We start from the raw sequence: 18,171 nt of genomic DNA, 5'->3' as shown, positions 1-18,171 counted from the left end.
TGTTTGCATAACTTCCGGGCTGTGCTGGAATGAACCTGTACAACTATTTTGTCTCGTACAGGTTTTTGGAGGCAGCCCATGCACGACTCATCCACCCACAGCAAGCCGCGTATCGCCATCAGCGCCTGCCTGACCGGGCACAGCGTGCGCTATAACGGCGGCCACAAGGCCTCCGACCTGTGCCGTATGCAACTCGAGGAACATTTCGACTGGTTGCCGGTGTGCCCGGAGGTGGCCATCGGCCTGGGCGTGCCGCGCGACCCGATCCGCCTGGTCGGCGACCCCGAGCAGCCGGAAGTGGTAGGCACCCGCAACCGCGGCATGGACCTGACCGGGCCGCTGCGCAGCTATGGCGAGCAAATGGCGGCGGAACTCGATGATATCTGCGGCTACATCTTCATGCAGAAATCGCCTTCCTGTGGCTTGGAGCGGGTCAAGGTATACCAGGACAATGGCCACCCTGCCTTCCACGGTGGACGGGGAGTGTATGCGCAGGCGTTCTGCGCACGGCGGCCGGACCTGCCGGTGGAAGAAGAAGGCCGCCTGCACGACCCCGTACTGCGCGAGAACTTCATCAGCCGCGTGTACGCCTACGCCGACTGGCAGCGCCTGCTGGCCGAAGGCCTGAGCCGTGGCGCTTTGGTGCGATTCCACTCACGCTACAAGTACCTGTTGATGGCCAACAACCCGCAGGCCTACCGCAGCCTCGGGCGCCTGCTTGGCAGCATGAGCAAGGACGATGACCCGCAAAGCATCGGCCCGCGCTACTTCAGCCAGCTGATGCAGGCTCTGCGCCGCTGTGCCAGCCGCGGCAATCATTGCAACGTGCTGCAGCATCTGAGCGGCTACTTCAAGGACATCCTCACACGGCAGGACAAAGCCGAGCTGCAGGCCATCATCGGCCAATACCAGCTAGGCGTGGTGCCGCTGGTAGTGCCGCTGACCCTGCTCAAGCACCATTTGCGCAAGCATCCCGATCCGTATCTGCAGCAGCAGGCCTACCTTCAGCCGCACCCCGAGAGCCTGGGCCTGCGCAATGCCGTCTGAGATCCTGTTGCCCATCGGCGAACTGGCTCGCCGCACGGGCGTCAATCCCGTCACCCTGCGAGCCTGGGAGCGCCGCTACGGCCTGCTCAAGCCCCAGCGTACTGCCAAGGGCCATCGCCTGTATCCGCTGGAGCAGGTCGAACGAGTAGAAGCGATCCTCGCCTGGCTGCAGCGCGGCGCCTCCGTCGGCCAGGTACGCGAGCTGCTCGACAAACCGGCCAGCACGCCGCCGAAAGGCGACTGGCAAGCCCGGCAGTTCCAACTGATCGAGGCCATCGCCACGCTGTCGCAGCGCGCCCTCGACCAGCAGCTCAACCAGGCGATGGCCTTGTACCCGGCCGTCACTCTGTGCGAGCAATTGCTGTTGCCGCTGCTCGACCTCCTCGACCTGCGCTGGCGCAACTATTTCAACGCACGGCTGGAACAGGTGTTTTTCCACAGCTGGTTGCGCAGCAAGCTGGGCGCCAGGGTCTACCACGACAACCAGTTGCTGCATGGGCCTGCCATCTTGCTGGCCGAAGACAGCGAACACACTTTCAGCCCCGGTTTGTGGTTGTGCGCCTGGCTGTTCACCAGCAACGGCCTGCCGGTCGAAGTGCTGGAGCACACCATTGCTGGCGCGCACCTGCAACGCGCAGCCACCATGCTCAAGCCACGCGCCGTGCTCCTGCACCTGGGGCCACGCATCGATGACAAGGCGTTGCACCGTACCCTGTCCAACCTGCCCGTGCCGACCCTGGCTGGCGGGCCGACGCTGGCGCTGCATGAAACCCGGCTGCGCGCCCTGGGGCTGCCCAATCTTGCCCTCTTCGATACCCCGCAGGCGGCATTGCGTTTGCTGCAAGCCCATGACCGCCAGCCTGGAGAGATGACCGCACCATGCACCTGACCTGGCTGCGCAGCGACCTGCGCATCGATGACAACACCGCGCTAGCCGCCGCCAGCGAACGCGGCCCGACCCTCGCACTGTGGCTGGTCAGCCCCGGGCAATGGCTGGCCCACGACGACGCCGCCTGCAAGGTCGACTTCTGGCTGCGCAGCCTGCGCGACCTGCGCCAGTCGCTGGAGCGCTTGAACATCCCCCTGCTGATCCGCAAGATCGACACCTGGGACCAGGCGCCACAGGCCGTACTCGACGTCTGCCGCCAACATCAGGTGCAAAGCGTGCACTGGAACGAGGAGTACGGCATCAACGAGCAACGTCGCGACGACGCCACCCGTGCGCTGCTGGAAAAGTCGTCCATCCAGGCCCACAGCCACCTCGACCAGCTGTTGTTCCGCCCTGGCACCATCCTTACCCGCAGCGGCGACTACTTCCAGGTGTTCAGCCAGTTCAAGAAGAGCTGCCTGGAGCACCTGCACCGCAGCATCCCTGCCCTGGCCCGCCAGATAAAACGCCAGGCACCGCTGCAGGTCAGCAGCGACCCGATCCCACAGCACGTGGACGGCTTCGAAAAACCCGCGCAGGCACTGCGCGACCATTGGCCGGCCGGCGAAGCCGAAGCGCAGGCGCGGCTGACCCGTTTTCTCGATGAAACCATCGACGATTACCAACAACTGCGTGACTTGCCTGCCAAGCCCGGTACCAGCCAGCTCTCCGCCTATCTGGCCGCCGGCGTGATCTCGCCACGCCAGTGCCTGCACGGTGCCCTGGCCAGCAACCGCGGCGAGTTCGACAGCGGCAGCAGCGGCGTGCAAACCTGGATCAACGAGCTGCTCTGGCGCGAATTCTACAAACACATCCTGACCGGTTATCCACAGGTCTCGCGTCACCGTGCCTTCCGTGCCCAGACCGAAGCCCTGCCCTGGCGCGATGCACCGGCCGACCTCGAAGCATGGGAACAGGGCCGAACCGGCTTCCCGATCATCGACGCCGCCATGCGCCAACTGCTGCACACCGGGTGGATGCACAACCGCCTGCGCATGATCGTGGCCATGTTCCTCAGCAAGAACCTGCTGATCGACTGGCGCAAGGGCGAGCGGCATTTCATGCGCCACTTGATAGACGGCGACCTGGCCGCCAACAACGGCGGCTGGCAGTGGAGCGCGTCCACTGGCACCGACGCAGTGCCCTATTTCCGCATCTTCAACCCGGTTTCACAGTCGCAGCGATTCGACCCGCAAGGGCGTTTCATTCGGCACTGGCTGCCGGAATTGCAGGGGGTGGATGAAAAAGCCATTCATTTCCCCGTGAAGTCGGCCGATCTTTTTGCTAGATATTCCTACCACAGTCCAATTGTCGATCTCGACAGCAGTCGTCAGCGCGCACTGGAGGCATTCAAGAACCTCCCGCGCCGGCAGGATCAGAGGGCAGCATCTTGAACAACGCACGCAGTATCTGGGTGACGGGAGCAGGCAATGGACTTGGCCTGGCTTTAGTGGAGGAGCTGCTCGGGCAAGGACACCGGGTAGCTGCAAGCGCGAAGCATGGCGAGGCACTGGATGCCTTGGGTGCACGCTATGGCAGCCAGCTGTTGCGTTTGCCGTGGCAGTTGCACGAAGAACATCAGGCGGCCCAGGCCAGCCAGCAGATCTGCCATGCCTGGTGCGCGCTGGATGGCTTGATCATCAACGCCGGTACCAGCGATTACCTGGCGGACGATGTGGCGGACAGCGAGTTGTTCGAGGCGATCGTCACGGACAACCAGTTGGCCGGCGAGCATTGCCTGGCCAGTGCGCTGCCGTTGTTGGCGAAGGGTGACTCGCCGCAGGTGATGGCGGTGTTCAACCGTTATTCGGCGCTGCAGTTGCATGCACCGACGCAGGTGCCTGCGGGCTGGAACAACATGCCGCAGTGGATGCGCGAGCAGCGTCAGGCGTTGGAGGCGCAGGGGGTTGAGCTGACCGTGGTGGGGCCGCAGTCGCTGAAGAACCCCGTGACACCGGCGCAGGCGCTACCGGAGGCATGGACGCCGCAGGATGCGGCAGAAGAACTGCTGCGGCGGTGGCCGCAGAGGGAGCCCGAGCTTGTGCTGGAGGTCTTGGATCTCAATGGCCTGTGGCCTTTGTCACACAAGCAATCGATGTAGTGACCGTACCGGCCTCCACCTAGACCACATCGACTTGAAGCCATGCGCAAGGCCTGTAGGAGCAGCCTTGTGCTGCGAAGAGACCATAACTGCAGAAGAACATCTGCTGCCCTGCCGCCCCCTTCGCAGCACAAGGCTGCTCCTACCGGGTAATGAGGTAGCCTGAGTAATGGGGCAAGACAGTTGCTCCCCAGGTACCTCGTAGATCTCAGGCAATGCGAGCCCCCGCGGAAGGAGAGCTCAGAGCGCCATGCGGTAATGCAGGCTATAGCTCTCCACCCCATCGTTGGGCTGCTTGATGCCCGCGTTGGAATAGTGAATCGCCCGCACGCCAATCTCATGCCCACCGGCAAAGCGCAATCCAAAGCCGATGCGGTCCTCGAACTGGAATGCCGAGCCCAGCTCGTTGTCTTCCAGCTCGGTGCTGGAGAATGCCGCCACGCCAATCCCAGCCTCTATATAAGGCTTCACCGACTCCCCGGCAAACTCGTAGACGAACACCGGCGCGAACGACAGGCTATGGTTGCTCGCGGTCTCGTCACCATCCCAATAGGTGTAGGCCCCATCCCAATACCCCGTCAGGCGCCCGACGCTGGTCTGCCACCAACTCGCTTCCCAATTCGATTGCAGCCCCAACCGGTAGACCATGGTCGAGTCACCGGTCTGCCCCACCGAAAACGAAACGTCGGCAGCCTGCGCCGACAGTGAGTGCCCCAGGGTGAAGACGGCAGCCGCCGCCAAGCCGAGCAGCTTCTTCATGAGCAACATCCTTCTTTGCTGTTATTGATATCCGCCTCATTTCAGGCAAGGCGGTAGAAAACGGCAGCGGTACGATAGTTCAGCTTCTTTCACGTTTTTTTCACAATGAAAAGCTTTCCACACCGTCCGACTTATGCCACAGCAAAGGCAGGATCTTTCTGAGAGATTGCGGATCGGCACTGGTCCAGAAGCGGGTATCCCTGGCCGGCCCATCGGCCAACAGGTCATCCGCGCCCAGCAGCCGCTGCAGTTGGCGCGCCACTGCGGCACCGGTGTCGATGATGGCAACGTCGGCTGGCACCATGCCGGCCAGCAACGGGCGCAGGAAGGGGTAATGGGTGCAACCGAGAATCAACGTGTCACAGCCAGCGGCCAGCAACGGCTGCACATAACCTTGCAGCAACTGGCGCAGCGCCGGGCTGGCCAGGTCACCGGTCTCGATCAGCTCGACCAGGCCCGGGCAAGGTTGGGTGATGACCTGTACGTCATTGGCAAAACGATCGAGCAAGGCAGCGAACTTGGCACTCTGCAGGGTACCGGTAGTGGCCAGCACACCGACCACGCCCGAGCGCGTGGCGGCGGCAGCGGGCTTCACCGCCGGCTCCATGCCCACCAGCGGCCAGTTCGGGTACAACTCGCGCAGGTCGGCCACCGCCGCCACCGTGGCGGTATTGCAGGCCAGTACCATGGCCTTGGCGCCCTGTTCATGGAAGAACGCAGCAATGCGCCGGAGACGCTCACGGATATAGTCCGGCGACTTCTCGCCGTAGGGTATGTGGCCGCAATCGCCCACGTACAGCAGCGTCTCGTTGGGCAGCAGGCGCTGGATCTCGGCGAGTACCGACAAGCCGCCAACCCCGGAGTCCATCACGCCGACCGGCGCCGAGCGCTCAGCCATCGCGCTTGCCGCAGACCGCACAGGCCGGGTCGCGCTTGACCCGCAATTCGCGGATACGAGTGCCGAGAGCATCGATCAGCAGCAGGCGGCCGACCAGCGGCTCGCCGAACCCGGCCAGCAACTTCATCGCCTCCAGCGCCTGCAGGCTGCCTACCAGGCCCACCAGCGGACCGATCACGCCGGCTTCGCTGCAGGTCAGTTCGGCTTCGCTGCCATGGCCATACAGGCAGTGGTAGCAAGGGCTGTAGTCACGCCGTGGATCGAATACCGACAACTGCCCTTCCAGGCGGATCGCCGCACCGCTGACCAGCGGCTTGCCAGCCGCGACACAGGCAGCGTTGACCGCCTCACGGGTACCGAAATTGTCAGAGCAGTCCAGCACCAGGTCGACCGCTGCCACAGCGGCCGCCAGCGAGTCCTCGTCCAGAGCCTGGCGATGGGCAACCAGGCTGATTTCCGGGTTGATTGCCTGCAGGCGCTGCAGGGCCGAATCGACCTTGCTCATGCCCACGCTCGCACTGTCGTGGATCACCTGGCGTTGCAGGTTGGTCAGGTCGACGGTGTCAAAGTCCGCCAGGTGCAGCTCACCGACCCCGGCGGCGGCCAGGTACAAGGCGACGGGCGAGCCAAGGCCGCCGAGCCCGACGATCAGCGCCTTGCTCTGCTTGAGCCGCAACTGGCCGTCGATGTCGATCTGGGCCAGCAAAACCTGCCGGCTGTAACGCAGCAGTTCCTGATCACTCAGCATGGCAGGCACCCCAGGGTAATGCGTTCATGGCCGCCCAGGTCCGTGCGGCTGGCGACCTCGATGAAGCCTTGTTCAGCCAGCAAGGCGCGCACCGCCGCTGCCTGATCGTAGCCGTGCTCCAGCAGCAACCAGCCACCCGGTACCAGGTGCGCGGGGGCCTGGGCAGCGATCACGCGCAGGTCGTCCAGGCCATCGGCACCGGCCACCAGCGCACTGCTGGGCTCGAAGCGTACATCACCGGCGACCAAATGCGGGTCTGCAGCGGCGATGTAGGGCGGGTTGCTGACAATCAGGTCGAAACGCTCGCCGGCCAGGCTGTCGAACCAATGGCTGAGCCGTACCTGGGCGTTCGCCAGGCCCAGGCGCTGGCGGTTGCGCTCGGCCAGGGCGACGGCCTCCTCCACCCGGTCCACTGCGGTTACCTGCCAGGCCGGGCGATCGCTGGCCAGGGCCAGGGCAATCGCGCCGGTGCCGGTGCCCAGGTCAAGGACCTTGGCCGGCGTGGCGGGTTGCAGTTCAAGGGCAGCTTCGACCAGCAGCTCGGTATCCGGCCGCGGGATCAGGGTATGCGGTGCCACTTCCAGGTCGATCTTCCAGAAGCCCTGCAGCCCGAGAATGTAGGCGACCGGTTCGCCGCCACGGCGGCGCTGCAGGTAGCCAGCATAGGTCTCGGCATCTTCGCTGCTGACGATTCGCTCGGGCCAGGTGTGCAGGTAGCTGCGCGATTTGCCGATGGCCGCGGCCAACAGCAACTCGGCATCCAGCCGCTCGGTAGGCGACTCTGGCAACTGCGCGTTGCGCAGCAGGCTGGCGATGATGGTCATCAGTCCCCCAGAGCGGCCAGTTGATCGGCCTGGTATTCGGCCAGCAGCGGTTCGATCACCGCCTCCACCCCGCCGGCGAGGATATCGTCCAGCGAGTACAGGGTCAGGTTGATACGGTGGTCGGTCACCCGCCCCTGTGGATAATTGTACGTACGGATGCGCTCGGAACGGTCGCCAGAGCCGACCAGCAGCTTGCGCTCGGTGGCGATGGCGTTCTGCGCGGCGCTGGTCTGCATGTCGTTGAGCTTGGCCGACAGCCAGGACATGGCACGGGCACGGTTCTTGTGCTGCGAGCGCTCTTCCTGGCACTCGACCACGATACCGGTGGGCAAGTGGGTGATCCGGATCGCCGAGTCGGTCTTGTTGACGTGCTGGCCGCCGGCACCGGATGCGCGATAGGTATCCACCCGCAGGTCGGCCGGGTTGATCTCGATAGCCGCCTGCTCGTCCGGCTCGGGTAGTACTGCCACGGTGCACGCGGAGGTGTGGATACGGCCCTGGGATTCGGTCTCGGGCACGCGCTGCACGCGGTGCGCGCCAGACTCGAACTTGAGCTTGCCGTACACGCTCTCGCCTTCGACGCGGGCGATGATTTCCTTGTAGCCGCCGTGCTCGCCTTCGTTCTCGGAGAGGATTTCCAGGCGCCAGCCACGCTTTTCGGCGTAGCGTGAATACATGCGGAACAGGTCGCCGGAGAAGATCGCCGCCTCGTCGCCACCGGTGCCGGCACGGATTTCGAGGAACACGTTACGGCCATCGTTGGGGTCCTTGGGCAACAGCATGCGTTGCAGCTGCGACTCCAGCGTCAGCAGTTGTTCCTTGGCTTCACGCACTTCTTCCACGGCCATTTCGCGCAGGTCCGGGTCACTGTCCTTGAGCAGCGCCTGGGCACCTTCGAGGTCGTCCTGGACTTTGCGCCACTCTTTATAAGCAGCGTAGACCGGCTCGACTTCGGCGTACTCACGGGAATAGGCGCGAAAGCGCGTCTGGTCGGAAATGACCTCGGCATCACCAAGCAGAGCGGTGAGTTCTTCGAAGCGGTCCTGGAGGATTTCCAGTTTGTTCAGCAGCGACGCTTTCATTGCGGGGATTTGTCCGTCGAGCCCTCGTTGAGGGCAAAGAGTTCCTGGGCCATGGCCAGCGCATCGAGGCGGCCCTCGGCCGAGAGCCTTTTCAATTGCACGCTGGGCGCGTGCAGGAGTTTGTTGGTCAGCCCCCGGGCCAGTTGGGCCAGTACATCTTCGGGGTTGCCGCCGTTGGCCAGCAGCCGCTGGGCCTTTTGCAGCTCTTCGTCGCGCAGGCGCTCGCATTGCTGGCGATAGGCCTTGAGCACATCCACCGCGGCCAGCTCGCGCAGGCGCAGCATGAAGTCCTCTGCCCCCACCGACACCAGCTCTTCGGCGGCCTGGGCCGCGCCCTGGCGACTTTTGAGGTTTTCTGCCACAACGTCGTGCAGGTCATCGACAGTGTACAGGTAGACGTCATCCAGTTCGCCGACTTCGGTTTCGATATCGCGCGGTACGGCAATGTCGACCATGAAAATCGGCTTGTGCCGGCGCTGCTTCAGCGCGCTCTCGACAGCACCCTTGCCAAGGATCGGCAACTGGCTGGCAGTGGAACTGATGACGATATCGCTGTTGGCCAGTTCCTGTGGGATGTCGGCCAGCAGAACCGCGTGCGCACCGAACTGTTCGGCCAGGATGCTGGCCCGCTCGAGGGTACGGTTGGCCACGACGATACGGCGCACGCCCTGCTCATGCAGGTGGCGGGCGACCAGGGTGATGGTTTCGCCAGCACCGATCAGCAGGGCCTGGCTGCGGCCCAGGTCGCTGAAGATCTGCTTGGCCAGGCTGACCGCGGCAAACGCCACCGACACCGGGTTTTCACCGATGGCAGTGTCGGTGCGCACCTGCTTGGCGGCACTGAAGGTGGCCTGGAACAGCCGCCCGAGCAGCGGGCCGACGGTGCCGGCCTCACGCGCCACGGCATAGGCGGACTTCATCTGGCCGAGGATCTGCGGTTCGCCGAGCACCAACGAGTCCAGGCCGGAGGCCACCCGCATCATGTGCTTCACCGCCTCGTGCTCTTCGTGCACGTAGGCGCTGGCGCGCAGCTCGTCCAGGCTGAGGCGGTGGTAGTCGGCGAGCCATTGCAGCACGGCATCGGCGGACAGGTGGTCCTGCTCGATATAGAGCTCGCTACGGTTGCAGGTCGACAGAATCGCCGCTTCGCGGCTGGATGTCAGCCGGCAGAGCTGCTGCAGGGCGTCTACCAGCTGCTCTGGGGTAAACGCCACGCGCTCGCGTACGTCTACCGAGGCAGTCTTATGGTTGATACCAAGTGCAAGAAAGGCCATGCAAGGTCGCTGGTTGTGACGGGAAGCCGATAATTGTCCTCTTTCGCAGGTTTTTGGACAACCACCGTTCGCTATTGCGCTGATAGCGCTGCCGCTATCGCCGGCTCCAGGCCAGCATCAGCGGCAACTTCAGCTCATAACCCCCGCTTTTGATCTTGATCTTCGCGGGGCCGGAGGTAGGGAGCCCCGGAGCGCAGGGGCCGGATGATGGGAGCTCTGTACAAGCGAAAAGGTGAGTATGCTTCGCCATCGTAAATGGACTGGGCTTTTTGGATGTGGGCATTCGCATCGAGTAGACATTCATTCGCGATGGTGGCGCCAAGTCACCTTTCCGCCCTTACGGCGGGTCCCTTTTTGTCGTGGCAAAAAGGAACCAAAAACCGTCGGCTCCCATCATCCGGCCCCTACGCTTCGCTCCGGGGTACCCTCGCTATGGGCCTGCTCCCGAGAGTACGCGCTGCAGGCCCCATCCATGGGGCCTCAGCGCTTGACGGGCATCCATGCCCGTCACCTCCCTCCGCAGTCCCTTCGCTCGGCCTCCTGAAGTCGCACTATGCGGCGCCTGAACTACCGCGCGCTTAGAAGCAAGAACCATCGGCTCGACATCTCCTTAGTTAATTACACCGACCAAGTCGAGAGGACTTTTGACATATCTCTACAAGACTTATCCACAGTCTTGTAGTCCTTTTCCCAAATACATGCCCAGCTGTTGCTCCACCCTCTTTCCGCGCCTAGCCTTGACGCCGCTACATCGATATTCCTCACCCACATGATGACCAAGGAGCGGTAGATATGGCTTTGGACGCGTATTTGAAAATCGACGATATCCCAGGCGAAGCCTTGGACGAGAAGTACGGCAAGTGGATTGAAGTCACCGGTTATGATTTCGGTGTAAGCCAAAGCACCTCTGCCACTGCAAGCTCGGCAGGGGGTGCCACTTCGGGGCGCACCGAAGTGAGCCATTTCACTTTTACCAAGTTTCTCGACAGCGCCAGCTGTAAACTCATGGAGGCCAGTTGCGCGGGGCAGCATCTCAAGGAAGTCAAACTCGCGCTGTGCCGCGCGGGCGGTGACAAGCTGAAGTACTACGAGATCATCCTAGAAGAAGTGATCATTGCCGATTACGCCCAGAGCGCCGCCGACGGCGTGCCTATCGAGGTGGTTCGCCTCGATTACGGCAGAATCAAGACCACCTATACCCTGCAGAAGCGCATCGACGGCTCGGGCGGCGGCAATATTGCCGGTGGTTGGGACCGGATCGGCAACAAGAAGTACGCGTGAGGTATCGCCATGTACGAAGCCCGCGCTTTCATCAACCCCAGGATGCAGAACTATCACACCCTCAAGGCCGGCCTTGCGCTTGGCGGGCATGCCGCAAGCAAGTTCGACATCCTGAATGCACACATTTACAACAGCGTGGTCAGAAGCGGCGAACTGGTGATCGTCGGCGACTGGTCTACACCTTCTTGTACTAGCCAGGAGGCGTACCTGATGTCGAAGGCTGCCGTGACACACATGGGGCTGATGCGCAGTGGTCAGGGGGCTGATGAGTTCTTTCTGGATAATTTCGAGTTGCTGAAGAGCTTGCTTGCCCATGCTTCACTGGGCGCAGGCGTGGTCAGCGATGGCTGGAGCAGGCATCTGAAGGCCATTCAGGACACATTGCTGGAAATCGACAACCTGTATAAAGCGCACATGAGTTCAGGAACCCTCAACGCCCGCGAGCAGTTTTATGCCAAGCGGGCGGCAATCTTCACGAAACTGGATGAGCAACTGGGAAAATTGGCAGCGTTCGGCTCGGGCTTACGCAACAAGGGCTCTATCAAGAGAACGCTAGCCATTTCCACCAAAAGGTATTTACATACGGGTGAAATTACAGGCTATGCGGATAAAGTTGCCGGGGTTAGCAAGGCTGCCAACCTGATTAAGAAAGGCACCTATATAGGCATTGCACTGGAGGTTGCAAGTACAGGTCTATCAATCAACAAAGCCTGTACTGAAGGGAGAGAGGAAGACTGCAGAAGAGCTAAAATTGTTGAGAGTAGCTCTTTGGCAGGTAGCGTGGGAGGAGGCCTAGTTGGTGCATATGCAGGCAACATACTTGGCGTGGCAGCTTGCGGTGTGGTTCTGGGAATCGCATCGGGTGGGCCTGGGGCAATCGTTTGTGGTGTAGCGGGTGGAGCTTTCGGGGGGATGCTAGGCGGGAAGCTCGGAAGCGATGGAGGAGAACTGATGGGAAATGTATTCTACGAGCGGGTGGTGAAGTGAGCACAGCTCATGAAATTTTGGGAGTGGTGTTCGCCATTCTTATCACCGCGATCTTCGTATCCATGTCGATAACGCTATATTTATCCCATCGCCTGACTGAACACATTGAGTCAATGCTACCCAATTGCAAGTTAATCAGCGAAAACAGAAAAACATATGCCGGACTTGGCTTTACCGGGAAAGTTTTTCGATTCGGAACAATATCTTTAATGTTAACTTTCCCAAAAGCCTATGCACGTAAAGGCTTGATAGATATCAGAGAAGTAAACCAATTACCAAACCACACGAGGAAATCACTTATCAGACTCGTCATTGTATGCCTAGCGCTTTTTCTCGCACTGCTACTCTTTAGAGCACTCCTATATGTTGCCGATCATTACCAAACCCTTTGAAAGCAGCACTAAACCTCAAGCACACGCCCCAGCGAACCTCTCCCCCACCCCGCTGTCCCACTCAGCACCAGCCAGGCTGTAAACCGCGACCTTCGCAGGTGGGTTTGCCCCCGCGCTTGTGTCATCATGCTCCGACCGCCGGTGAGTCCTTTTTAAAGCCTTCTATGAACAAACCATACGCATTGCTGCTTGCCTTCGCCCTGCTCCAGGGCTGCCAGAGCCTGGCCCCGCAAAAGGCCGAGCCTCCCGTCGCCGAGGCCGGCAAGAGCGAGGCGGAAAAACCCGTGGTGTATGGCTCGTTCAAGCAGGATACGCTCTACAGCCTGCTGGTGGCCGAACTGGCCGGCCAGCGCAACCGCTTCGACATCGCCCTGGCCAACTACACCGACCAGGCCGCGAAAACTCAGGACCCCGGGGTTTCCGAGCGCGCCTACCGCATTGCCGAATACCTCGGCGCCGACGAACCGGCACTGGACAACGCCCTGGTCTGGGCCCGCAACGACCCGCAGAACCTCGACGCCCAGCGCGCCGCCGCCATCCAGCTGGCCCGCGCCGGCCGCTATGACGACTCCATGACTTACATGGAAAAGGTCCTGCAGGGCCAGGGCGACACCCATTTCGATTTCCTCGCCCTGTCCGCCGCCGAAACCGACCAGAGCACCCGCGACGGCTTGCTGCAAAGCTTCGAACGCCTGCTGGTGAAGTACCCGGACAACAGCCAGCTGGTGTTCGGCAAGGCCCTGCTGCTGAACCAGGACGGCAAGGCCGAAGAAGCCTTGGAGTTGCTCGAGTCGCACCCGCCGCAAAACGGCGAAGTCGCCCCGGTCCTGCTGCGCGCGCGCCTGCTGCAAGCCCTGGACCGCGGCCCGGAGGCCCTGCCACTGCTGCGCGGGGCGATTCGCGACAACCCGGACGACAAGCGCCTGCGCCTGACCTACGCGCGCACCCTGGTCGAACAGGACCGCATCGCCGATGCCAAGGGCGAGTTCCTCAGCCTGGTCCAGCAATACCCCGAGGACGACGAGCTGCGCTATTCGCTGGCGCTGGTGTGCCTGGAAAACAAGGACTGGGATGAAGCCGAGGGCTACCTGCAGGAGCTGATCGAACGCGACAGCAACGTCGACGCCGCGCACCTGAACCTGGGCCGCATCCGCGAAGAGCGCCACGACCCTGCAGGCGCCCTGCGTGAATACGCCCTGGTCGGCCCGGGCCCCGACTACCTGCCGGCGCAGCTGCGCCAGGCCGACATCCTGATTGCCAACGGCCGTGGTACCGAAGCCTCGCGCCTGCTCGCCGATGCCCGCGAATCCCAGCCGGACTACGCCATACAGCTGTTCCTGATCGAATCGGAAAGCTACAGCAACAACAACAAGGACGCCCAGGCCAGCCAGGTGCTGCAGCAAGCCATCCAGCGCTACCCGGACGACCTCAACCTGCTGTACACCCGTGCCATGCTGGCGGAAAAGCGTGACGACCTGCCGCAGATGGAAAAAGACCTGCGCGCCATCATCGCCCGCGAGCCGGAAAACGCCATGGCCCTGAACGCCCTCGGCTACACCCTGGCCGACCGCACCACCCGCTACAGCGAAGCCAAGGCGCTGATCGACAAGGCCCATCAGCTGACCCCGGATGACCCGGCGGTGCTCGACAGCCTGGGTTGGGTCAATTACCGCCTGGGCAACCTCGACGAGGCTGAAACCTACCTGCGCAAGGCTTTTGCCAGCTTCCCAGACCACGAAGTGGCCGCCCACCTGGGCGAAGTGCTATGGGCCAACGGCAAGCGCCGCGAAGCCCGCCAGGTCTGGGCCAAGGGCTTCGAAGCCCAGGCCGACAGCCCCATCCTGCGCAAGACCATCCTGCGCCTGACCGGATCCGAGACTCTCTAACGCCATGTTCCTGCGCCATTGCATTACCTTCACCCTGATCGCCCTGCTGGCCGGCTGTGCCGGCTTCGGTAGTCGCGAGGCCCTGCAGGGCCACGGCGACCCGCAGCAGTGGCGCGCCCATAAAGAGCAACTGAGCAGCCTCGATGGCTGGCAGATCAACGGCAAGGTCGGCATCCGTGCCCCGCGCGACTCCGGCAGCGGCACGCTGTTCTGGCTGCAACGCCAGGACTATTACGACATTCGCCTGGCCGGCCCGCTGGGCCGTGGCGCCGCTCGCCTGACCGGCCGCCCCGGCGGCGTGGTACTGGAAGTGGCCAACCAGGGCCGCTACGAGGCCCTCAGCCCCGAAGCCCTGCTGGAAGAACAACTGGGCTGGCAGTTGCCGGTCTCGCACCTGGTCTGGTGGGTCCGCGGCCTGCCGGCCCCCGACAGCAAGAGCAAGCTGACCCTGGACGGCGACAGCCGCCTGGCCAGCCTCGACCAGGACGGCTGGCAGGTGCAATACCTGAGCTACACGGAACAGAACGGCTACTGGCTGCCCGAGCGTATGAAGCTGCACGGCAAGGACCTCGACGTGACACTGGTGGTCAAGGACTGGCAGCCCCGCCAGCTGGGGCACTGATACATGCAGACCCTAACCCTGCCCGCTCCGGCAAAGCTCAACCTGTGGCTGCACATCATCGGCCGCCGTGCGGACGGCTATCACGAGCTGGAAACCGTGTTCCAGTTTCTCGATCACGGCGACGAACTTAGCTTCGCCGTGCGTGACGACGGTGTGATCCGCCTGCATACCGAGATCGAGGCGGTGCCGCACGACAGCAACCTGATCGTGCGTGCCGCGCGCAAGCTGCAGGAACAATCCGGCACGACGATGGGCGCCGACATCTGGCTGACCAAGGTGCTGCCCATGGGCGGCGGCATCGGCGGTGGCAGCTCGGATGCCGCCACTACCCTGTTGGCCCTCGCCCACCTGTGGCAACTGGACTGGGACGAAGACCGCCTGGCCGCACTAGGCCTGAGCCTGGGCGCCGACGTACCGGTATTCGTGCGCGGCCACGCGGCATTCGCCCAGGGCGTGGGTGAACAATTGACCCCGGTCGACCCGGAAGAGCCGTGGTATGTCGTGCTTGTGCCGCAAGTGTCTGTCAGCACAGTAGAAATTTTTTCACATCCACAGTTGACACGTGATTCGCTCCCCCTTAAGATGCGCCCCGTTCCCGAGGGAAACAGTCGAAATGACTGCCAACCGGTGGTAGAGCAGAGTTACCCGGAAGTTCGCAATGCGTTGAATTCACTGGGTAAATTCACTGAGGCTCGACTGACCGGTACTGGAAGTTGTGTGTTTGGGGCCTTCCCAAGCAAAGCCGAAGCTGATAAAGTTCTGGCCCTTCTTTCAGCGACCCAAACAGGGTTTGTGGCGAAAGGAAGCAACGTTTCGATGTTGCATCGCAAGCTGCAAAGTCTGGTCAAGAAGTCGAGCGCATAAGCGTTCGCAGCAACAGATACAGGGGCGTCGCCAAGCGGTAAGGCAGCAGGTTTTGATCCTGCCATGCGTTGGTTCGAATCCAGCCGCCCCTGCCATTTTCCTTATACTCATCCAGGTTACCCTCAGCCTTCAGGTACTGCGCGTGTCCAAGATGATGGTCTTTACGGGGAACGCCAACCCCGATCTGGCTCGGCGTGTCGTACGTCAGCTGCATATCCCTCTCGGTGACGTTTCTGTCGGTAAGTTCTCCGACGGCGAGATCAGCACTGAGATCAATGAGAATGTCCGCGGTAAAGACGTCTTCATTATTCAGCCGACCTGTGCCCCGACCAACGATAACCTGATGGAACTGGTAGTGATGGCCGACGCCTTCCGCCGCTCCTCAGCATCCCGAATCACCGCCGTGATTCCTTACTTCGGATACGCCCGCCAGGACCGCCGTCCGCGTTCGGCACGTGTAGCCATCAGCGCCAAAGTCGTCGCTGACATGCTCACTGTCGTAGGTATTGACCGTGTACTCACCGTCGACCTGCACGCTGACCAGATCCAGGGTTTCTTCGATATCCCGGTCGACAACATCTACGGCTCGCCCGTACTGGTCGACGATATCGAGGACCAGCGTTTCGAGAACCTGATGATCGTCTCCCCGGACATCGGTGGTGTCGTGCGCGCACGTGCCGTCGCCAAGTCCCTGGGCGTCGACCTGGGTATCATCGACAAACGCCGCGAGAAGGCTAACCACTCCGAGGTCATGCACATCATCGGCGACGTCGAAGGGCGCACCTGCATCCTGGTAGACGACATGGTCGACACCGCCGGCACCCTGTGCCACGCGGCCAAAGCCCTGAAAGAACACGGCGCTGCCAAGGTTTACGCCTACTGCACGCACCCTGTCCTGTCGGGCCGCGCGATCGAGAACATCGAGAAGTCGGTACTGGACGAGCTGGTGGTGACCAACACCGTTCCGCTGTCCGCCGCTGCTCAAGCCTGTGACCGTATCCGCCAACTGGATATCGCACCGGTTGTCGCTGAAGCGGTCCGCCGCATCAGCAACGAAGAATCGATCAGCGCGATGTTCCGCTAAGCGGAACACACGCTGACGAAAAGCGCCCCGCCCCAACACTGGTTGTTGGGGCGGGGCTTTTTTGCCATCCCCGTTGGCGCTGGTCGCAAACGCCCTCGGGGGGCTACTTTGGAGAAACAAAATGACCGAATTCACTCTGAACGCCCAAGCGCGTACTGACCTGGGGAAAGGTGCGAGCCGCCGCCTGCGTCACTCCGCGAACATCCCAGCCGTTGTCTACGGTGGTAACCAGGACGCTCAGTCCCTGACCATCCTGGCCAAGGAAATCACCAAGCTGTTCGAAAACGAGGCTGCCTTCAGCCACGTTCTGGAACTGAACGTCGACGGCGCCAAGCAAAACGTCGTGGTCAAGGCTCTGCAGCGCCACCCGGCCAAAGGCTTCATCATGCACGCCGACTTCGTTCGCGTCGTTGCTGGCCAGAAACTGACCGCCAAGGTACCGGTTCACTTCATCAATGAAGAAGCCCCGGTCAAGAAAGGCGGCGAGATCTCCCACGTAGAAGCCGAGATCGAAGTTTCCTGCGAAGCCAAAGACCTGCCTGAGTTCATCGAAGTCGACCTGGCCAACGCTGAAATCGGCACCATCATCCACCTGTCGGACCTGAAAGCTCCGAAAGGCGTAGAGTTCGTAGCTCTGGCCCACGGTGATGACAAAGCTGTTGCCAACGTTCACGCTCCACGCGTTGCTCCAGAAGCAGAAGGCGCTGCCGAGTAATCCACTCGCGCGCCGGCGTTGATCGGGTTACAGTGCCGCGCGCCCTGTAACCCACCAACTCCAAGGAAGAGCCCCTGACGTGACCGCCATCCAGTTGATCGTCGGCCTGGGTAACCCCGGCCCCGAATACGAACAGACCCGGCATAACGCAGGGGCTCTTTTCGTTGAACGCATTGCCAGCGCCCAGCGCGTCTCGTTGACCGCTGACCGCAAATATTTCGGCCTGACGGCTAAGTTCAGCCATCAGGGCAACGACGTTCGTCTGCTCATCCCCACCACCTACATGAACCGTAGCGGCCAGTCCGTGGCGGCCTTGGCCAATTTCTTCCGCATCAAGCCGGAAGCGATCCTGGTGGCACATGACGAACTCGACCTGCCCCCGGGCGTCGCCAAGCTCAAGCGCGGCGGTGGCCATGGTGGGCACAACGGCCTGCGCGACATCATCGCGCAGCTCGGCAACCAGAACGACTTCCACCGCCTGCGGCTTGGCATCGGCCACCCGGGCGACGCCAAACTGGTCTCCAACTTCGTCCTGGGCCGCGCGCCGCGCGCCGAGCAGGAGAAGCTCGACGCCAGCATCGATTTTGCCCTCGGCGTGCTGCCGGACGTGCTTGCCGGCGACTTCGCCAAGGCGATGCGCGAGCTGCACAGCCAGAAGGCCTGATTTCCTTAGAGAGGG

At 62.2% G+C, this 18,171-nt stretch carries 18 protein-coding genes and 1 tRNA gene; 13 read left to right on the top strand and 6 right to left on the bottom strand.

The window, feature by feature from the left end; all coding sequences use genetic code 11:
* Nucleotides 1-78: 78 nt before the first annotated feature.
* Genes E5221_RS04355 through E5221_RS04340 form a run of 4 tightly spaced genes read left to right on the top strand, consistent with a single transcriptional unit; the run spans nucleotide 79 to nucleotide 4,076 of the window.
* Nucleotides 79-1,047, top strand: a complete 969-nt coding sequence (locus E5221_RS04355; protein ID WP_061551997.1) for a DUF523 and DUF1722 domain-containing protein — start codon at nucleotides 79-81, stop codon at nucleotides 1,045-1,047.
* Complete coding sequence (locus E5221_RS04350; protein WP_015268948.1) at nucleotides 1,037-1,936, top strand: MerR family transcriptional regulator; 900 nt, start codon at nucleotides 1,037-1,039, stop codon at nucleotides 1,934-1,936. Before E5221_RS04355 ends, E5221_RS04350 begins: the two co-directional genes overlap by 11 nt.
* The gene (gene phrB, locus E5221_RS04345; RefSeq protein ID WP_247846903.1) at nucleotides 1,927-3,369 is read left to right on the top strand and encodes a deoxyribodipyrimidine photo-lyase; all 1,443 of its coding nucleotides are present in this window, start codon (nucleotides 1,927-1,929) and stop codon (nucleotides 3,367-3,369) included. Before E5221_RS04350 ends, phrB begins: the two co-directional genes overlap by 10 nt.
* Nucleotides 3,366-4,076, top strand: a complete 711-nt coding sequence (locus E5221_RS04340; RefSeq protein WP_123085655.1) for an SDR family NAD(P)-dependent oxidoreductase — start codon at nucleotides 3,366-3,368, stop codon at nucleotides 4,074-4,076. The genes phrB and E5221_RS04340 overlap by 4 nt, the downstream gene beginning before the upstream one ends.
* 240 nt (nucleotides 4,077-4,316) lie before the next feature.
* On the opposite strand, the gene E5221_RS04335 is transcribed toward E5221_RS04340, so the two are convergent.
* From E5221_RS04335 to hemA, 6 genes are all read right to left on the bottom strand, one after another.
* On the bottom strand, nucleotides 4,317-4,835 hold the full coding sequence (locus E5221_RS04335) for an acyloxyacyl hydrolase (RefSeq protein WP_039613794.1): 519 nt from the start codon (nucleotides 4,833-4,835) through the stop codon (nucleotides 4,317-4,319).
* Nucleotides 4,836-4,935: 100 nt separating this feature from the next.
* A complete protein-coding gene (murI, locus tag E5221_RS04330; protein ID WP_123085654.1) occupies nucleotides 4,936-5,733 on the bottom strand; it encodes a glutamate racemase in 798 nt (265 codons plus the stop codon).
* Nucleotides 5,726-6,481, bottom strand: a complete 756-nt coding sequence (locus E5221_RS04325) for a molybdopterin-synthase adenylyltransferase MoeB (RefSeq protein ID WP_013970911.1) — start codon at nucleotides 6,479-6,481, stop codon at nucleotides 5,726-5,728. The genes murI and E5221_RS04325 overlap by 8 nt, the downstream gene beginning before the upstream one ends.
* Complete coding sequence (gene prmC / locus E5221_RS04320; protein WP_247846902.1) at nucleotides 6,475-7,305, bottom strand: peptide chain release factor N(5)-glutamine methyltransferase; 831 nt, start codon at nucleotides 7,303-7,305, stop codon at nucleotides 6,475-6,477. Before prmC ends, E5221_RS04325 begins: the two co-directional genes overlap by 7 nt.
* The gene (prfA, locus tag E5221_RS04315; RefSeq protein ID WP_013970909.1) at nucleotides 7,305-8,387 is read right to left on the bottom strand and encodes a peptide chain release factor 1; all 1,083 of its coding nucleotides are present in this window, start codon (nucleotides 8,385-8,387) and stop codon (nucleotides 7,305-7,307) included. Before prfA ends, prmC begins: the two co-directional genes overlap by 1 nt.
* Nucleotides 8,384-9,661: a glutamyl-tRNA reductase gene (gene hemA, locus E5221_RS04310; RefSeq protein ID WP_013970908.1), complete on the bottom strand. Its 1,278-nt coding sequence runs from the start codon at nucleotides 9,659-9,661 to the stop codon at nucleotides 8,384-8,386. Before hemA ends, prfA begins: the two co-directional genes overlap by 4 nt.
* Nucleotides 9,662-10,453: 792 nt before the next feature.
* Here hemA and E5221_RS04305 point away from each other — a divergent pair.
* The 9 genes from E5221_RS04305 to pth all read left to right on the top strand — a co-directional run bounded on the left by E5221_RS04305 (nucleotide 10,454) and on the right by pth (nucleotide 18,156).
* A complete protein-coding gene (locus E5221_RS04305) occupies nucleotides 10,454-10,942 on the top strand; it encodes a type VI secretion system tube protein Hcp (protein WP_061551993.1) in 489 nt (162 codons plus the stop codon).
* 9 nt (nucleotides 10,943-10,951) lie between these two features.
* Nucleotides 10,952-11,929, top strand: coding sequence for a hypothetical protein (locus tag E5221_RS04300; RefSeq protein WP_247846901.1), 978 nt, complete (start codon nucleotides 10,952-10,954; stop codon nucleotides 11,927-11,929).
* Between the two features lie 556 nt (nucleotides 11,930-12,485).
* On the top strand, nucleotides 12,486-14,207 hold the full coding sequence (locus E5221_RS04295; protein WP_139657413.1) for a tetratricopeptide repeat protein: 1,722 nt from the start codon (nucleotides 12,486-12,488) through the stop codon (nucleotides 14,205-14,207).
* A gap of 4 nt (nucleotides 14,208-14,211) precedes the next feature.
* Nucleotides 14,212-14,829: a lipoprotein insertase outer membrane protein LolB gene (gene lolB / locus E5221_RS04290; RefSeq protein ID WP_013970898.1), complete on the top strand. Its 618-nt coding sequence runs from the start codon at nucleotides 14,212-14,214 to the stop codon at nucleotides 14,827-14,829.
* A gap of 3 nt (nucleotides 14,830-14,832) precedes the next feature.
* On the top strand, nucleotides 14,833-15,693 hold the full coding sequence (gene ispE, locus E5221_RS04285; protein WP_061551990.1) for a 4-(cytidine 5'-diphospho)-2-C-methyl-D-erythritol kinase: 861 nt from the start codon (nucleotides 14,833-14,835) through the stop codon (nucleotides 15,691-15,693).
* Nucleotides 15,694-15,713: 20 nt separating this feature from the next.
* Nucleotides 15,714-15,788 (top strand) — tRNA-Gln (locus E5221_RS04280).
* A 47-nt stretch (nucleotides 15,789-15,835) separates the two neighbouring features.
* The gene (locus E5221_RS04275; protein WP_003247410.1) at nucleotides 15,836-16,777 is read left to right on the top strand and encodes a ribose-phosphate pyrophosphokinase; all 942 of its coding nucleotides are present in this window, start codon (nucleotides 15,836-15,838) and stop codon (nucleotides 16,775-16,777) included.
* A 121-nt stretch (nucleotides 16,778-16,898) separates the two neighbouring features.
* Nucleotides 16,899-17,492, top strand: a complete 594-nt coding sequence (locus tag E5221_RS04270; protein WP_013970896.1) for a 50S ribosomal protein L25/general stress protein Ctc — start codon at nucleotides 16,899-16,901, stop codon at nucleotides 17,490-17,492.
* Between the two features lie 79 nt (nucleotides 17,493-17,571).
* Nucleotides 17,572-18,156: an aminoacyl-tRNA hydrolase gene (gene pth / locus E5221_RS04265; RefSeq protein WP_008099045.1), complete on the top strand. Its 585-nt coding sequence runs from the start codon at nucleotides 17,572-17,574 to the stop codon at nucleotides 18,154-18,156.
* The last annotated feature ends 15 nt before the right edge of the window (nucleotides 18,157-18,171 follow it).

The sequence above is a fragment of the Pseudomonas sp. A2 genome, assembly GCF_023100865.1.
Taxonomy (GTDB): domain Bacteria; phylum Pseudomonadota; class Gammaproteobacteria; order Pseudomonadales; family Pseudomonadaceae; genus Aquipseudomonas; species Aquipseudomonas asiatica.
Note: the sequence above shows the minus strand (reverse complement) of the source record. Positions and strands in the feature narration are given on the sequence as shown.